The sequence below is a fragment of the Aliidongia dinghuensis genome (assembly GCF_014643535.1).
GTDB classification, from domain to species: Bacteria; Pseudomonadota; Alphaproteobacteria; order ATCC43930; family CGMCC-115725; genus Aliidongia; species Aliidongia dinghuensis.
Window position 1 is genome coordinate 247585 of sequence record NZ_BMJQ01000001.1, and the last position, 16239, is coordinate 263823.

Sequence of the window (16239 nt, forward strand, 5' to 3'; positions counted from 1 at the left end):
ACGTGAAGAAGCCGGACGAAGTGGCGGCGAAGTTGGGCGAGGCGTACGTCGATCAGAGCGTGCGACCGGAGAAGGTGTCAGAAGCGCTGGAGGCTCTCGCCGAGTGCGGCGGCTCCCGAGACCTACCGGTTGTGCTGGCATTCGTTTGGGGCACTGTGCGGTTTCCTCGAAGGAGCGGCACCGGCGAGATCGGTGCGGCGGCGGTGATGCGACGGTTGGCGTCGAGGCTTCGTATCGCCGACCGGCCGCGGCGGAGGCATTCAAGCTCGCTCGACGTCGAAGCGGTTGCCTTGGACTGCGCGGTTCGGCTGCTCCGTCGCATCCCGCCATATGCGGTGCCCGAGCTCGATCGCGTGTCCCGTTCGGCGACCGGTTCGATCGGCGCATTTCAGGACGGCGCCAAGCAGTGGCATTGGACAGCGGCGCCGCGCCCCGAGGACGTGCCGACCGGACCGGCTCGCTCGGCGCTCCTGGGGCTGCTCTCGGCGAACGCCAACGGCTGGACGCGCGAGGCGGCGGTCGCCGAGCTTGCGAAGTGTTCGGACGGGGACGAGATCCCGTTTCTGCTTTGGCGCATGGCCGACTGGGTCGAGCCCGTTCGGCTGCGAGCGGAAGCCGCTGTCGTCGATCGGCTGAAGCCCGCGCTCGGGAGCCGGTTCGCGGCGGCGCTGCATCTCGTCCGACGGCTCGAGGGGATGCGCCGGGTCGATCTCGCCGAGATCGTGTCGCGCATCCACGCTCTTCTCCTGGACGAGCCCGACCGGCCGAGCTTGAACGCGGCGCTCCGCTCCGACGACCGGTATGTCCGTCGTGAGGCCTGCCGGGTGCTGGATCGGGGGCGCGAGGTTCCCAATCGCGAAATCCGACGCATCGTCGGATCCGACCGCGACGCCGTCGTGCGCGGCTGGCTCCTCGGCTGGGAGGTGCGCCTGCGCGACGTCGACGCAGAAGCCGCCCAAACGCTGCGCCGTCGCTTGCTGACGGATCCCTCGAGCGGAATCCGCGCGCAGGCGCTCCTGGCCGTCGCCGACCTGGATATCGACGAGCGGACTGATGCGCTTCTTCGGGCGCTGTTCGATCCGGCCGCGATGGTCAGGCACATCGCGCGCTTCCATCTCAAACAGGACGGTCATCAGGCGGATTTCGTCGACGCTTATCGAGCCATTCTTGATTCCGGTAAGGGACCACTGGTTGTCGCCGTTGCCGGTTTCGGGGAGACCGCCAAGCGTGTCGAGTGGGTGCGGCTGTTGTTGTTCCTCGAGGGACCCGCGGGATTGGCCCGCGTCGCCCTGAAGGCAATGGCGCAGCTGGACGGTGACGCCGCCCAGCACGTCTTCCTCGAGTGCCTCGCCGATCCTCGCGATGGCGTTTGCCGCCAAGCGTATCGTTTGCTTAGGCGGCGGCTCGACAACGTCGATGCCGACCGTCTGAGCGAGCTCTGGCGTCGCGCGCCGTCGGACGTTTCGCGAGTGGTCTTGGCGAAGGCAATGCTTCGGCTACCGCCGTGGACTGCACTGGGAGTGCTTTTGGAAGCAACTTCCGCAGGAGCTGAACCGCGGCCGGAGATCATTTCGGCGCTCGAAGCATGGCGTCCTGAGCACCGGAAGCACTACGCGCCGGACCGGCTTAGCGACGTTGCCCGCGCTAGGTTGCATGATGCCGTTCGTTCGGTTGGCGGGAAGCTACCGCTTGCCGTGACGGCACGCCTCGAAACTCTACTGAGCTAATCTCGACGTCCTGAGAGGGTATGGACCGCCGCTGACCGCGCGGACTCAAACATGGGTTCCGCGCTGTTCTCTATTCTCGCAAACTAGTAAGTTTGGTATGTTTGTTAGCTTAGTTAGAAGCGGAGACCAAGTATGGGACGCCCACAGGAAGTTTCCGACCAGGAGATCATCGACGCCGGACTTGCGATCGAGCGTGATGCCGGTCGTCCGGCGCGTCCCGACGCCATTCGCGTCCGGCTTGGCGGGCGGGGCAACGCTGGGCGCATTCGGCGTGTCTGGGAGGAATTCGTCACGCGGCGGGAGCAGGAGGCCGAGCGCAACCGAGATCCCAGCAGGGCTCTCTCTCCGGCAATGATGGCGTTCATGACCGCCGACCTGGAGCAACGGAAGACCGAAGACACTCGGCGCTTCATGTCGATATATCGGGCCGCCGAAGAAGATTTGGCTGCGCGATTTGCTGCGGAGCGAGAGTCTGTCCAGACTGAAATGGCGGCGCTCAAGGGGCGCCTGGACGAAGCCTATGAGGAGAATGCTTCGCTCGAAACACAAAGCTCCGACCTCAGGAAGCTCGTGGCCGAAGCGAACAATGCGCAGAAGGCCGAGCAGAAACGAGCAAGCACAATGGAAGCCCACTCGAAAAGGCTGAGGGAGGAGCTTGCCAATACGAAAGGCCAGTTGGAGCGTACGCGGTCAGATCTGACGGAGGTCAAAACCGAACTCGCCAAAATGACCGAGCGAGCGATTGCGGCCGAGACATTGGCGAAGGCGTAGAAGCGTCACCTCTCAACATCGGCGGCCATCGAGGCTGCCGGTGCCCAGATCTCTGATGCCTAGTCCGCGACCCGTACCGCTGCACTGCGCTTGGACGTCCGTCCCGGCTCGCCGCGGGATCAAGTCCCGCCCCACATGCCCCTCATCTTCGCGCCGAGATCGAGCCGATTTGCCGGGCGCGGCTTCGGCGCGTCTTCTCCCGCACGAGCCGGTACCCAAACTATGCTTTCGAACAACGGCAAGATCGACGGCGGGATGAAACGGGTGCGCGACGCATAGAGATGTCGGTCGCCGTGGCGCGTTTGCTGAGCCACGTAGAACCGATGCGGCATCACCAGATGAAGGTGATCCATCGCCCTCGTCATGGCGACGTAGAGCAGACGGCGCTCCTCCTCGATGTCGTCGGCACTGCCAACCCCGAGATCGGACGGGATGCAGCCGTCGACGGTGTTGAGGACGAACACAGATTTGAATTCTTGCCCCTTGGCCGAATGGATAGTCGAGAGCACGACGTAATCGTCGTCCCGTCGCGGCACCCCGGCCTCATCGCTCACCGCGTCCGGTGGGTCAAGCGTGAGTTCCGTCAAAAATCGCTGGCGCGACTCGAAACCGGCGGCGATCTGCTCGAGCTGCATCAGATCGGCGAGCCTGGCCTGCGCGTCCTCGTGCAAGCGCTCCAGATGCGGCTCGTACCAATGCCGGACGAGTTCGATGTCGGTCGGCCAACCGGTGCCGGTATCGCTCAGGCGGTCAACGAGCTCGGCGAAGCCGTTCCAATCCTCGGCGGCGCGCGATGGCGGCTCGAAGCCGTCCAGGGCCGCGAGCCCGTTGAAGCCGCCGGTGAAGTCGAGCACGGCCGCCGCGACCTTCGGACCAACGCCGCGCATCAGCTGGAGCGCGCGGAAACCGGCCAGGCGATCTCGTGGGTTCTCGGCCCAGCGAAGGACGGCGAGCACGTCGCGGATGTGGGCGGCATCCAAAAATTTGAGGCCGCCAAATTTGCGGAAGGGGACATTCCGGCGAGTGAGCTCGACCTCGAGTGGGCCGCTGTGGTGGGCTGTCCGGAACAGCACTGCCTGCGAAATCAGTGGCAACCCGTCTTCACGCGCCTCGAGGATCTTGTCGGCCACGTACTGCGCCTGGCTGGCCTCGTCCGGCACGGTGACGAGCTGTGGCAGGTCGCCGGACTGGCGTTCTGTCCGCAGGTTCTTCGTGAACCGCTCGGTGGCGAACCCGATGACAGCGTTTGCGGCCGCCAAGATCGGCTGGGTCGACCGGTAGTTCCGCTCGAGGGTCACGATCGTCGCCGGTGGCGAGAAGGCTTTCGGGAAATCGAGGATGTTCCTGACCGTGGCCGACCGGAAGCCGTAGATCGCCTGCGCGTCGTCGCCGACGACGGCCAGGCCGCAGCCGTCGGGTTTGAGTGCGAGCAGGATCGATGCCTGGAGCCGATTCGTGTCCTGGTACTCGTCGACCAGGATGTGGTCGTAGCGGTCGGCGATCGCCGCAGCGAAGGAGGGATCGTCGACCATGCGCGCCCAGTAGAGCAGCAGGTCGTCGTAGTCGAGAACGCCCTGGCGTTGCTTGGCGTCGACGTAGGCGGCGAACAGCTTCGGCAGCTCGTCGACCCAGCCGAGGTACTGGGGCGACGCCTTCGCCAGGACATCCCGAAGGTCGGCCTCGGCGTTGACCACCCGCGAATAGATGGCGAGGCAGCTGCTCTTGGAGGGGAAGCGCACTTCGGTCCGATCGTAGCCGAGTTCGTGACGGACCATGTTCATCAGGTCGGCCGAATCCTCGCGATCGTGGATCGTGAAATTCGGATCGAGGCCGATCTCCTCAGCGAACTCGCGCAGCAAACGGGCCGCCACGGAATGGAAGGTGCCCGACCCAGCGAGCGCGTCGGCCACGACGATCGACTGCTGGCCCATTAGACGGGCCGAGATCTGCTCGACGCGTTTGGCAATCTCGGCGGCCGCGCGGCGCGAGAAGGTCAGCAGCAGGATGCGCCGGGGATCGACGCCGGTCTCGATCAGGTGGACGACGCGGTGGACGATGGTCTTCGTCTTGCCGGACCCTGCACCGGCGATGACGAGCAGCGGGCCGCATTCCTGGTCGCCGACGTCATGCTCCGCCGCCCGGCGTTGCTCGGTATTGAGCTCGTCGAGGTGGGAGGCGGGGGCGATGGGCGGAGTGGCTAGGGTCACCGGATCAGGTGACATGATTCCGGTTTTGTTCGCAAGCCCTGGACGGTGCAGCTCAAAATGAGAAACGCATTGATTGACGAGAACGTCTCGGATAAATCGTCTGGATGAGTTTGTTGGCCCGAATAGTCTAGGGATGGATGCGGCGCAACCATGTATTCTGAAGGAAATCACTTATACTTTGTCGGAAAAGTAAGTGGTGAGCCACTTTCCACGATGGCCGCCTTGCACAATCTTATAAAGAAGCAAGGCTATACTGATATTACAATCGACTTTCGTAAAGCAACGTTCCTGTCTCCAGAATTTATGATCCCTTTCGTTACCATTGTTCGGTCATATCGGCGAGATAAAGTTGACTTTGACTTTTTGATTCCGGAAGAGCAGAAGGCGGCCGCACTAATGAGTAATACGAATTGGGCTCATTTGGTCTCGCCTGAACGATATGACTCTAAGGCCGAGAGAAATATCAAACACCTGTCCGCGCGCCAATATCTCACATCCGAGGAGCATCATGACGCGGTTGATGCAAGCTTAGAAGTCATTCTTAATAGCCTGCCAGGCATGGATCGGTCTCGATTAAAGGCACTTGAATGGGCTTTGAATGAGATTACCGATAATGTTCTCAATCATGCAGAGTCTCCCGTTGGAGGCGTAATGCAGGTGATGACATTTCCGAAGCGACGGCGAGCGGAATTCTTTGTCTGCGATGCGGGCGTGACCATCCCCCGCAGCCTTCGTTCTGGGCGACCCGATCTCAGGGATGACACATCTGCTCTTCGGGCTGCGATCGAAGAAGGGGTTACGCGGAATACAAAAACAAATCAAGGGAACGGGCTGTTCGGTACCTTTAAGTGTTGTGAGGTTAGTGGCGGAGAGTTCGACGTTATCTCAGGCGGCGTAACTCTACGCCATCGCCCGGGAGAACTGAGTGTAGTTAAAACCACTATTCCATTTCCTGGGACTTACGTGCGAGCATCGATCGGTTATGATTACGATAGACTGCTAGAAGAGGCCCTCGTATTTCGCGGCCGTGCGCACAATCCCAGTTTTGACTATATTGAGCGCGTTTATCAGCCGGGCGGCGAATATATCAGCTTCTCGGTGAACCAGGAGCTTAGAGCATTTGGAAGTCGGGAGGCTGGTCAGTATGCGCGCACGAAAGTTGAGAATCTCATGGACAGATTCAGTACGCCAGTCGAATTTGATTTTAGTGATATCAGGTTGATTTCAAGTAGCTTTGCGGATGAGGTATTCGGCAAGCTGTTTGAAATACTGGGTCCAATTAGATTCGGGCAGCTCTGTCGCTTCAAGAATATTGATGTAACTGTGCAAGGGCTCATTGATCGAGCGATTGCGCAACGAATGTCGAGCTGAGCCGTCGAAAGCTACGGCTGAAGAGGCGTATCGACGGTCAGCTCCGATCCATCCAGAACAATACCGGCGAAAGCGTGGAAGCCGACGTCCAGCAGGTGACGAAGGCGCTCAACGAAGAAAAGAAAGGCGCTTTAGCCGAATATGTCGTTCGTCGGAAAGCCATTCTCGATCTGCTCGACTCTTCGCTGGCTTTCAAAGAGCCCGAGGCGCGGCGCTACTACCGCGAGGATACGATCCATGAACTGATCGTACCGTTGCGGTCGAATTCAGAGGATCTCGACTACACCCAGCACAATTTGTGGATTCTCGACGATCGGCTAGCCTTCTACACCTTCTTCCGATCCGACAGGCCTGTCGGCGGCTACGTTGACGGCAGTGATAGCGGCAGGGAACCCGATCTGGCGGTCGTGTATGACGGCGCGCTCGCATTCAAGCGCGACGGCCAGGACGAGCCGATCGTCATCATTGAGTTCAAGCGCCCCGGTCGGGACGATTTCGATGGCAACTCGAGTCCGGTGACCCAGGTGCTCGACTACGTCGAACTCTTCCGTGAGGGAAAGGGCGTCAAGGACAAGAATGGGAGATTGATCAAGCCAATCAGCGATGCCACTCGGTTCATCTGCTACGTCGTCGCGGATTTCACGCCGAGCCTCTTGAGTGTCGTGCGCAAGTCGATCGCCAACAATCCCACGGCGGACGGGCGCGGATTCTTCGGAATTTCGGCCCCTCACAACGCGACGATTGAGGTCATGCCGTACGAGAAAGTGCTGAACGACGCCCGCCTTCGCAATGAGGCGTTCTTCAAGCAGCTCGGCCTTATCTAGGAAGCAAGGTCAATCGTCCTGGACGAGAGGACCTAGGAGTCTACCGAAAGCGTGTCCGCGTCGTCCGCGCTCAATGGCCGACCGGATCGAGTCGAAGGCAGGATGTCGGCGAACGTGCAAGGGACTAACAAATTACGCTCAACTTTTAATGAGGCGGGGGCCAGGAGTGGCGTTCTTAAAGAACAAAGTGAAGGTCGGGCTTGTAGCGTTTGTCGACCTTCTGGGATTTTCGGCTCGAGTCGAGGCAATGAAGACTTTCGAGGATCTCAAACTTCTTGATCAGACCATTGCCCGAGTACAAAGATATTTCGACCACAAGCCCAGTGACAGTTTGACCAAAGAATCTCAACAGATCACCGCAAAGACTGTGCTAGCCTTTTCCGACTGTCTTGTAATCACGGTGCCAGTCGATTCGGAACTAGCAAGCCAAGATGGACACTTCGACGTCTTAATGAATGAGCTGTCAAATTTCGCTCTTTCCCTGGGCCTGTGCGCTGTGAACGGGATCTTCTTGCGAGGTGGCGTAGATTTTGGGCTCTGGTACCGTAACCGCGACAGGCTCATTAGCCCGGCAATGGTAAAAGCCTACGAGTTGGAGCGCGACGCGTGCGTTCCGATGATCGCGGTCACGGGAGAAGTCCATCGTCACTTTTCCGAACATCGTGACCGCAAATTCTATCATAAAAGTGCAGACCCAATTCCTCGGATCCTTCGACGGTTCGACGATCTTCCAAATGGGAAGGCGCAGTGGCTCATTGACTACATGCCGATCTGTCTCGAATCGGTGGATGGTCACATCGCAGCGGCCGATTTGGCGAGATACAAGACAAGCAATCCCGAGATCCGAGACCAAATGAGAAATGAAGCGTTCTGGCGTGATTGCCGCCAGTGGGCGACGTGGCACGCGGACGCGATTCGAGGCCAATACCGAACGGCAACCGCCGGATCCATTCGCGCGAAATATGTCTGGTTGGCGCGATACCATGATGATGCGGTGGCCCGCTTTTTTGGTACCGCGCCAGCCGAGCTCTTGATCGGGGATCTTGCCAACGATGCGGGGACAATCGCTTCTTAGGAGGCGTTTCCCTAGGCGGCCAAAAATCAAGCCGTCGAAAAGCTCCTCACAAATATCGATGCGGTCTACAGGAAAGCCGCCGCCGACGTGACCGAACTTCGCCTTGAGCAAGCTGGCGTCAGGCTGGCTGACGTCCTGAACGAGGCGCTCCGCTAGCCTACGGTTCCGAGCGGAAATCGACCTGAACACGGCAGCCTTCGAACAAGGGGGAAGAGCCGAGGCCCTTCCCGAGCAAAATCCTACGGTTGCTTGGCGATGACCATGTCTTTGATGCCGTCGTAGGTCTTCTGGGGAATGATTTTCTTCGAAACGAGCTGGGTCTTCATCTTGTAGGGCCGCCCCGCGATGATCTTGGCCGAGTAAGCGTCGCCGACGCCAGGCAGCGCCTTCAGATCGGCGGCGCTTGCCGTGTTGATGTCGACCAAGTCCGTCTTCGAGGACGTCGCCGCTGGAGCCGTCGGCGATGGGGCAGCAGCCGGTTTCGTCGAGGTGGCCGGAGCGGACTTGGCGGGAGCGGTCGAGGGCGTCGTTTGAGCTATCGCGGGCGCGGCGAAACCAACCAGGGCGGCGATCGCGAGAAGTCGAGCCAGCTTCATCATCTGCACCTCTCGGAAGACGACGGGGTGTCGTCGCGGGGAGAACGGTTGGCTCGGCGAGTATCTTCCCTTGGGGCGACGATTGCCGGAGGATGTTTGGTTCAGCAGCATGCCGCCGAGGCCGCTGACGTATCGAACGACATCATGAAAAAGCGCAATCCGAGTACGCCGTTCTATTGAGTGCGTAACCGGCACACACTCGTTGTTATCTGCCGTTTGTGCTATAAGGGGGACTGCACTGTTAGTGCCTACCAACGTCGTGATGACGTCGGTATCCCAGAGATGGAGACCACGATGGTCAATCGCGCAAAACCTAAGCCCGATCAAGAGTTTGTCTTCCGCCCGTGGATAACCACGCGTGACGGCCGACGCCTTTACGCGAGGGATGTCGGCCTGACGGCATTCAAAATTCCAAAGCGGTACTAGACAAGTCGCCGACCGAGTCGGACGTTGTGGTTCGGCTCGGTCCTCCGACCTCGGCGACGCTTCCGCACGCGGGACGAACCAAATCTACGGGCTGACGCCGTGATCGAGCCGGATGGTTCTTGTGACTGTTCCTCTGACGGTCGCGTTCAATTGCCCCCGCACGACAAGATGGTCAAGTGGACGACGGTCGTTGGAGAAATCGGTGTCGACGTCACCATTCCGTATCATGCCGAACGATCGTGGTGACGCACGAGCCGCGACACGGGAAAGCAAATTCACTTTATCGATTTAGAGGTTTTCACGGCATCTATTAACTGTGTGAGCGGAGTAGCGGGGTTTTTGTCGAAGGAGATTTTAGGTGTCAACGCTTCCGATAGTTTGATGAAATTGGAAGTGCTCACAGCTCCCTCAAGCAGTTCGGCCGCATCGGCTCGCGCTTCGTAATAGGATGCAAGCCTTATGCTGTATCTATAGACAGATAAAAACACCGCAATCAAGAAAAACAAGCAGCTTATAATTCCAACCCTAATCATTGTCAGATGTGCGAGTTCAATCTTCATCAAATCTTCATATTTATCCTTTTCTACTATAACGGATCCAACAAGATCTTCAATTTCCGATCGCTTTGCACTGGTATTCACTCGCTCAAGTGCCATTTTTATGTTTTCAGCCTGTTTTTCCGCGCTCCGCTTGAAGCTGTATATTTGATTTGTATCAACGAATTTCTTAGTTTCTCCGCTTTCGAAGTTGATAGACTTCTCAATGCAGGTCCAATGCCTAGCCTGCATTCTGTCAGAGAGCGCGGAAAGGAAATCCGCTGTTAGAAAAAAGATACCCTGGGTACCCCCTGGAAGCTTCGATATATCGAAGGCCGCACGTCCTTCCGTTCGTGCGCGATCGGAATTTTTCTCCTTTATTTCATTTCCATAGCTATCGATGCTTCCATATTGAGCGAGATAGGCCATGTTTTTTATTGCTGTCGGCAACGTAAAATCTAATTGACTGGAAAAATACAACGCCTCAGTGAGTCCAAGATATCCTCTTGAGAACCTATTGACTTTATTTAAATGGATCTCGAAATTTTCATTTGACTTCTGAGAATCTATTTCATTTATTACCTGTAATGTCACCTCTGCTTTGCAAATAGACAATATATTATTGATTTGATCTTGTACTTTTTCGTTTGAATCCTCCAAGTGATTGAGGGAATTTCTGGTCCTGTCGTGATCGTAGGGAAAATCTATGTCCATGACGTCGTGCGCAAAATAAAATATGAGACTACCACCGATAGACAGAAGGCAAATCATAAAAAACACAATATTCGCAAAATACCTTAACTGTTTTGCGCGCACTTCGAATCTAAATTTCGCACGTGAAAAATTGAGCTCACTCTTTGAATTTTTGTTCTTTTGAGCTGGTATGTCCATAGGTGCGTCCTGTTCCTGCATCTACTGCGGCGCTATACTCGCATGTATGCTGCGCTCAAAATTTCTAAGGGCAGAAAATTCCTGTCAGAAATATGTTCGCCTAACAGTGTGTTTGCCTCGAGGCGGTCCGCTCGCACAGTTCAATTTGTAGTGGAACCGTGGTCCTAAGCAAGGGCATACTCTTCCGTGCATCGCGGTGCTTCGCCTTGGACGACTGCTTCCGACCTCTTGTATTTGCGCAAGGGGCGCGCGAGATTGGCTGGCGCGAAGCTTGATTCCTATGGGCGGCATCGCATCTTGCGTTGGCTCTGGTCACAAATCGCTTCTTTGTGCCAGCCGCCTATTCGCGGGATCGGATGCGCCCGCAAGGCGAGCTCGCCGAGACACCGGACACAACCAGGACGCTTGCGCTTCTACCGATCACCTTCGCGGCGGCAGCGCGCGTCTCCGGCACAACGTCGGCCCATCTGCCGAGACTGCTGACGGTCTACGGCGTCGCACCTACTACAGCGGTAGCTGCCGCGGCACTGGTCGGCCCGGCACAGGTCGCGGCCCGCATCGCCGAGTTCAGCCTGCTACGGCGTGTCTCGCCGCTGACGTCGGCGCGGCTGGCCGTCGGACTTCCTCCGGTGGCCGTGGCATGCCTCGCGGCCTTCGGCGCACCGGCGGCGATGGTGTTCAGGCTGCTGCATGGCGCCGGGAACGGCATGGTGACGATCGCCCGGGGAACACTCCCTCTGGCGATGTTCGGACCAAACGGCTACGGCCTACGAACGCGGTTGCTCGCGGCACCCAGCCGGGTCACTCAAGCCGTGGCGCCGCTGCTGTTCGGATGGGTATTGGAGAGCGGCGGCCCGCAGGCAGCGCTCGCTCTGTCGTCGGGGCTTTGCGTCCTCGGCTTGCTCGCACTGTCAGCACTCAGGCGAAACCCGCCGATCCAAGCCGCCGCCTCCTAGGCAGCACGATCGACAAAAGAAACAAGCCGGTCATGTCGCGAACTGGAAGGAAGTTCGGGCGCCCCTGTGTTAATCCCACGTTGGGCGCGAGTGCCGATACTAGTTCAACCGGATTTGAGGACATTGCCTATGGCCCATAAAGTCGCCACTCCTACTCAGCAAGCTCGAGGCGAACTGACCAACGAGCAACTGAACGCGATCGACCGCGCCGTCGGCGGCCAGGTCCGGATGCGTCGAATCCTGCTCGGCCTGTCCCAGGAGGCGGTCAGCAAAGTGCTGGGCCTGACCTTCCAACAGCTTCAGAAATACGAGCATGGCACCAACCGCATCAGCGGATCGCGGCTATACCAGCTCTCGCTCATCCTGCACTGCCCGGTCTCCTATTTCTTCGAGACCGTTGACGTCGAAGGCGGCGCCGAAGCCGTGCAGGCGGCGCACGAAGCTGCCGTCGAGGCCGATGAGGTGCCAGCCGACCTCATGAAGAAGCGGAAGACCATTGAGCTCGTCCGCGCCTTCTACGCTATCGAGGACGAGAAGCAGCGGACGGCGGCCTTGAGCCTGATCAAGGCGGTTTCCACGAACCGCTAGGATCGGCAGTGAGCGAGAAGCGAGAGACCAAAAAGCACCAGGCCGCGAGAGATTTCCTCGATCGGGGCATGTCACAGCTCGATATCCAAAGGAATGCCCAGGCGGCGACCAGGAAACGTTGGAAGGCCGATGCCGGAAGGTTGCTGGATGCACATCTGCTGGCGTTTTCGACATTGGTCAGCATTGTCACCAAAAAAGCCGGACAACCCGGAAGGACATCGGCCTCCCTAAGCGGTAGAATGTCGCTGATCGCCTCATTCATTCAGGGAGTGGATATTTGCGAAGTCTGCGTCTCCGAAGGATTATATTTTCAGGCTGCGAACTTGCTCAAGCAAGAGCTGGAGACGATAGCAGCGATCGAAGAGTTCAAAATCGGCCAACGGCGCGAAAATCGAACGCCGAACATCTCTCGCGCCGGTCCTGGCGCCGGTCCACTGTACAGTGACTTGAATGCCGCAGCGCATGTTGCGGATCAGGCGCTGTTGTCGAGGCTTATAACCAATATCGTCAGTGCGGAAGTAATCGGCGCATCACTCGTCCCTATGTACAATAGGGAAGCATCGTCTCACCTATATTGCCTACACGTGTATCTGATGGTTAAATGCGCAATCGCCGCAGCCGAGACGGTGAAAGAAACTCACGATGAAGAAATGACCGATTTGGAACGTGAACTCCTTAACTCAGCCGTGGAAATATTGACCGCTTCCGGCTGGTTGGTCGCGCCCGCGCTTGATGTCACTGCGAAATCCTGAGGAAATTGTTTATGAGTAGGATACCTTCGGTGCCGCCACACTCGCCGAGCAGGGAGCGGTGTCGGCGGGATCACGTGTATGGTCAGTTCTCCCATTTGCAGCAGCGGTATGAGGTCCGCGGCTGGTGTCGCGAAGAGTTCTTCGGCGGGTCAAAGGGGAGATTGCGGTGCATGAAGATGATCGCTTGACCGCGGCGGGTGACGCACGCAGGAATGCGTCAGCGGGGCGAGCAGGGTCCTAACCCGGACATCACCTGGACTTTGCGGGTTTCTTTGTCGTCGAGAAGTCCACGTAGAAATTATCGTCGATCTCAGCGGATAAGAAATCCCGGCTCTTAGGCGTCGCCGGATGGTCTCGGACACGCTCGTCCACTTGAGCCGTCCGACTGGCAAGATCGGACCGTCCCACATACCTGCTTGGGCTGTTTTTGACTGTTCGCATCAGTAATCCGCGAATAGCTTGCGAAGCTCTCTGTCAGTCACGTTGGCCCTACATGCGTCACCAACGCGTCGCCTCTGTCCACCATTAACAGCCTTATAGCAGGTAGTGGTTCCATCAGCCGAGTGCGTCAGCTCGTATTCTGTTCCGTTTTCGTTCTTTGTCCATACGTTTTTATCGGGATGCTGCACGCGGCGCCAATCTAGGCAGTGCCCATCGATGCCAGCCATCGCGTTCGCTACCTCGATCGCGGATTGGTATCGATCGGCAGGCTCCACCTCCAAGCACTTCTTGATCACATTGCGCAGCGTCGACGGGATGTGTGCCGCGAACGATCCTCGCTTCGGGAAAAGTCCGTTTCTCAGGTCATATCGAAAGGCATCGCGGTCGAAGCTCGCGGCTGGCCCGTACTTCTCGAGCTGTTCATAAAAGTGTTCGTTGCCGTTGCACATCCGATAGAGCGTCAGTCCAAACTGATAGATGTCGAAAGTTCTTTTGAAATGGTCTGTAGATAACGCTTCGGGCGGCATCATCTTGGCGTAGTGAAGATCCTGCGCTGCCACGCCCGAATAGTTTATTTGCTTCGACAGTCCAAAATCGCATATTAACGCCTCTCCACGAGGAGAGATCAATATATTGTCCGGCTTTAGGTCAAAATGAACGAGTCCTTTTGAATGTATATTGTGCAGACCGGCGAGTATCTCGGACCCCAACGTAATAATTTCTCGGACTGTCAAATGCCCGCCGGTGATCAGATCCTTCACGGATCCATTTTTGTAGTAAGGCATGGCCACGTAGATGAACTCGTCATCACAGCAAGCGTAATGCACCTGCACGACATTGGGATGGGCAGTGAGATAAAGAGCCTGTGATTCGGCAAAGAAAACATCCGGTGAGGCCAGCTTATCCTTGCGAATCCTCTTGGTGACGATCTCGGCGTTTAGTTGATGGTCGTGCGTCACGTAGGTTTGAGAATTACGGCCGTCCTGTCCGATTTCCCGCAGAATATCGAAAGTCAGTTCGGCCTTTTGATAGGGCTTAAGCATCCTTTGCCCCCATGGCGCAGAGGATCGCCTCTCGTTGCTCCTTGCTCATCGCCCCCCAATTCGCAATGCCCAAATCATCGGTGCCATCGACCAGTGGCTTAAAGCGCACCCTCTCGAAGCCCAGGCGCTTCGAGATCGAGGAAATCTGCCCGATGTAGTATGAGCGAAGCTCGCTGCTCGCGAATGCTTCCTGAATGACGCCTTCGATCTGGATGCGCTCGATGCTCGGCGACTGAGCGTTGGGCTCTGTAATCCTAACCCCTGCTTGTTCTACGCTGTACTCCCGCAGAACATCCAGAAGATTTGATCGAACGTACTTCAGCGCAGCAGGCGTCTCGAAAGCCGCCGGTATTTTTATCTGCTCAACATTTATTATCTCGTTCGCCTCAGAATCGTAGATGGCGAAGGTGATAATTTTTGGAGCAGCGCGTATACCGATCGTTATCATATCTCACCGCTTCAAATGTTCGGCACGTCCGGAGACTTATCTTCGTGATATATACCCTCTTAGCTGATCCCAGGGCGAATTTACACAACCTTATCGGCGGCGTGCTCCAAAGATCGACAGACATCGCCGATCAAAACCATTTCGTGATCCACCGCTTACGCCAAGTCGATCCATGTATGGGCATGATCGCTGGCATGGAGCCGTCCCCAGACCTCCCGATTAATACTAGCACCAACCTCCAGCGCCGAGGGCTTCGCCAGCTTCGACCTCTCGCCTCGAAAGGACCCGAACGTGCATGGTCAGTGCGTCCCGGCCATTGGCGTCAGCAGGGTCTCGATCGCGATGACGATACGGAGCCAGACGTCGGCTCCGTCACGATCGCCAGTAGACTGTAACTCGGCGACCCGGCAGCGAGCCTCGACGATGGCGGCATCACCGTGCCGGTCGAGCCAAAGCTTGGCGCTGCGGAAGATATCGAGGTCAGAGATCATGACGCAATCACCAGATCTAGGCCGAACTGGTAGGTGTCGGCCCCCTCCTGTCGCTCGTCCTCGAAGCTCGAGACCGTGACGCCCTGAAGCCGAATGCCCATCCTCGGCGGATAGACCGAACGCACGAGCTCGATGGTCGCCGCCCGCAGTGCCTCGCGAGACATGACCGGCGTGGCGTGCGTCTTTGAGCGCGTCGCCTGCTGGAAGTCGGCGAACTTGATCTTGACCGTCACCGTGCGACCGAACATGTGCCGCTGCTCACACCAGTCCCAGACCTCGTCGGCCATCGACCGCACTCCGTCCTCGATGTCCTCGGGCGCCGTCAGATCGACCTTGAAGGTCGTCTCGGAGCCTGATGACTTTCGGACGCGGTTCGGGTTGACCGGCCGGTTGTCCTCGCCCCGCGCGATGGCGTAGTACCAGCTGCCCGACTTGCCGAAGTGCCGCTGTAGGAATTCCGGTGTCTGGTCGCGGAGGTCGGCGCCGGTGAAGATGCCAAGCTCGTTCATTTTCGCGGCCGTCTTCGGGCCGACGCCATGGAACTTCTTGACCGGCAGGGCCGCGATGAACGCGGCTCCATGCTCCGGCGGAATCACGAACTGGCCGTTGGGCTTGCGCTGGTCGGAGGCGAGCTTCGCCAGGAACTTGCAATAGCTGATGCCCGCGGAAGCGTTTAGGCCGGTGACCTCCTTGATGCACGCCCGGATCTCGCGGGCCGTCTCCGATGCCGTCGGCAGGCCGCGCCGGTTGGCGGTGACGTCCAGGGAGGCCTCGTCGAGCGACAGCGGCTCGATGATGTCGGTGTACGCGCGGAAAATCTCATGGATCTGGCCGGAGACGGCGCGATAGACGTCGAAGCGCGGCGGCACGAAGACGAGCTCGGGGCATTTGCGCAGCGCCGTGACCGACGGCATCGCCGAATGGACACCGAAGGCGCGCGCCTCGTAGCTCGCCGCGGCGACGACACCGCGCGCCGCGCCATAGCCGACAGCAAGCGGCCGCCGACGCAGCGCCGGATCGTCCCGCTGCTCGACCGACGCGTAGAACGCGTCCATGTCGACATGGATGATCTTTCTGACGGCGCCGTCCATGGCTG

The 16239-nt window shown here is 58.3% G+C and carries 15 protein-coding genes; 8 read left to right on the top strand and 7 right to left on the bottom strand.

Annotated elements, in window-relative coordinates; all coding sequences use genetic code 11:
• Positions 1-2: 2 nt before the first annotated feature.
• Together IEY58_RS01185 and IEY58_RS01190 are read left to right on the top strand one after the other, a co-directional pair.
• Positions 3-1727 carry a hypothetical protein gene (locus IEY58_RS01185; RefSeq protein ID WP_189041572.1) on the top strand — a complete coding sequence of 575 codons (1725 nt, stop codon included), beginning with the start codon at positions 3-5 and terminating at the stop codon, positions 1725-1727.
• A gap of 132 nt (positions 1728-1859) precedes the next feature.
• Entirely contained in the window at positions 1860-2498 is a 639-nt protein-coding gene (locus IEY58_RS01190; protein ID WP_189041574.1) for a DNA-binding protein, read from the top strand.
• Between the two features lie 119 nt (positions 2499-2617).
• On the opposite strand, the gene IEY58_RS01195 is transcribed toward IEY58_RS01190, so the two are convergent.
• Positions 2618-4876: an ATP-dependent helicase gene (locus IEY58_RS01195; protein ID WP_229743407.1), complete on the bottom strand. Its 2259-nt coding sequence runs from the start codon at positions 4874-4876 to the stop codon at positions 2618-2620.
• Here IEY58_RS01195 and IEY58_RS01200 point away from each other — a divergent pair.
• The 3 genes from IEY58_RS01200 (at position 4856) to IEY58_RS01210 (ending at position 7975) form a co-directional block, all read left to right on the top strand.
• On the top strand, positions 4856-6076 hold the full coding sequence (locus IEY58_RS01200; RefSeq protein WP_189041576.1) for an STAS-like domain-containing protein: 1221 nt from the start codon (positions 4856-4858) through the stop codon (positions 6074-6076). The genes IEY58_RS01195 and IEY58_RS01200 overlap by 21 nt on opposite strands.
• A gap of 74 nt (positions 6077-6150) precedes the next feature.
• Positions 6151-6900: a hypothetical protein gene (locus IEY58_RS01205; RefSeq protein ID WP_189041578.1), complete on the top strand. Its 750-nt coding sequence runs from the start codon at positions 6151-6153 to the stop codon at positions 6898-6900.
• Positions 6901-7066: 166 nt separating this feature from the next.
• On the top strand, positions 7067-7975 hold the full coding sequence (locus tag IEY58_RS01210; protein ID WP_189041580.1) for a hypothetical protein: 909 nt from the start codon (positions 7067-7069) through the stop codon (positions 7973-7975).
• 239 nt (positions 7976-8214) lie between these two features.
• Here IEY58_RS01210 and IEY58_RS01220 read toward each other — a convergent pair whose 3' ends face one another.
• The gene (locus IEY58_RS01220) at positions 8215-8574 is read right to left on the bottom strand and encodes a ComEA family DNA-binding protein (RefSeq protein ID WP_189041582.1); all 360 of its coding nucleotides are present in this window, start codon (positions 8572-8574) and stop codon (positions 8215-8217) included.
• Positions 8575-9272: 698 nt separating this feature from the next.
• Positions 9273-10445 carry a hypothetical protein gene (locus tag IEY58_RS01225; RefSeq protein ID WP_189041584.1) on the bottom strand — a complete coding sequence of 391 codons (1173 nt, stop codon included), beginning with the start codon at positions 10443-10445 and terminating at the stop codon, positions 9273-9275.
• 335 nt (positions 10446-10780) lie between these two features.
• Between IEY58_RS01225 and IEY58_RS01230 the strand changes: the two genes are divergently transcribed.
• The 3 genes from IEY58_RS01230 (at position 10781) to IEY58_RS01240 (ending at position 12720) form a co-directional block, all read left to right on the top strand.
• A complete protein-coding gene (locus tag IEY58_RS01230; protein WP_189041586.1) occupies positions 10781-11380 on the top strand; it encodes an MFS transporter in 600 nt (199 codons plus the stop codon).
• Between the two features lie 129 nt (positions 11381-11509).
• Positions 11510-11968 (top strand): helix-turn-helix domain-containing protein, encoded by a 459-nt coding sequence (locus IEY58_RS01235; RefSeq protein WP_189041588.1) that lies wholly within the window; start codon positions 11510-11512, stop codon positions 11966-11968.
• A gap of 8 nt (positions 11969-11976) precedes the next feature.
• Positions 11977-12720, top strand: coding sequence for a hypothetical protein (locus IEY58_RS01240; RefSeq protein ID WP_189041590.1), 744 nt, complete (start codon positions 11977-11979; stop codon positions 12718-12720).
• Between the two features lie 440 nt (positions 12721-13160).
• On the opposite strand, the gene IEY58_RS01245 is transcribed toward IEY58_RS01240, so the two are convergent.
• From IEY58_RS01245 to dinB, 4 genes are all read right to left on the bottom strand, one after another.
• Positions 13161-14204, bottom strand: a complete 1044-nt coding sequence (locus IEY58_RS01245; RefSeq protein WP_189041592.1) for a serine/threonine-protein kinase — start codon at positions 14202-14204, stop codon at positions 13161-13163.
• On the bottom strand, positions 14197-14652 hold the full coding sequence (locus IEY58_RS01250; protein WP_189041594.1) for a hypothetical protein: 456 nt from the start codon (positions 14650-14652) through the stop codon (positions 14197-14199). The genes IEY58_RS01245 and IEY58_RS01250 overlap by 8 nt, the downstream gene beginning before the upstream one ends.
• Before the next feature lie 299 nt (positions 14653-14951).
• On the bottom strand, positions 14952-15143 hold the full coding sequence (locus IEY58_RS01255) for a hypothetical protein (protein ID WP_189041596.1): 192 nt from the start codon (positions 15141-15143) through the stop codon (positions 14952-14954).
• Positions 15140-16234 carry a DNA polymerase IV gene (gene dinB, locus IEY58_RS01260; protein ID WP_189041605.1) on the bottom strand — a complete coding sequence of 365 codons (1095 nt, stop codon included), beginning with the start codon at positions 16232-16234 and terminating at the stop codon, positions 15140-15142. Before dinB ends, IEY58_RS01255 begins: the two co-directional genes overlap by 4 nt.
• Between the last annotated feature and the right edge of the window lie 5 nt (positions 16235-16239).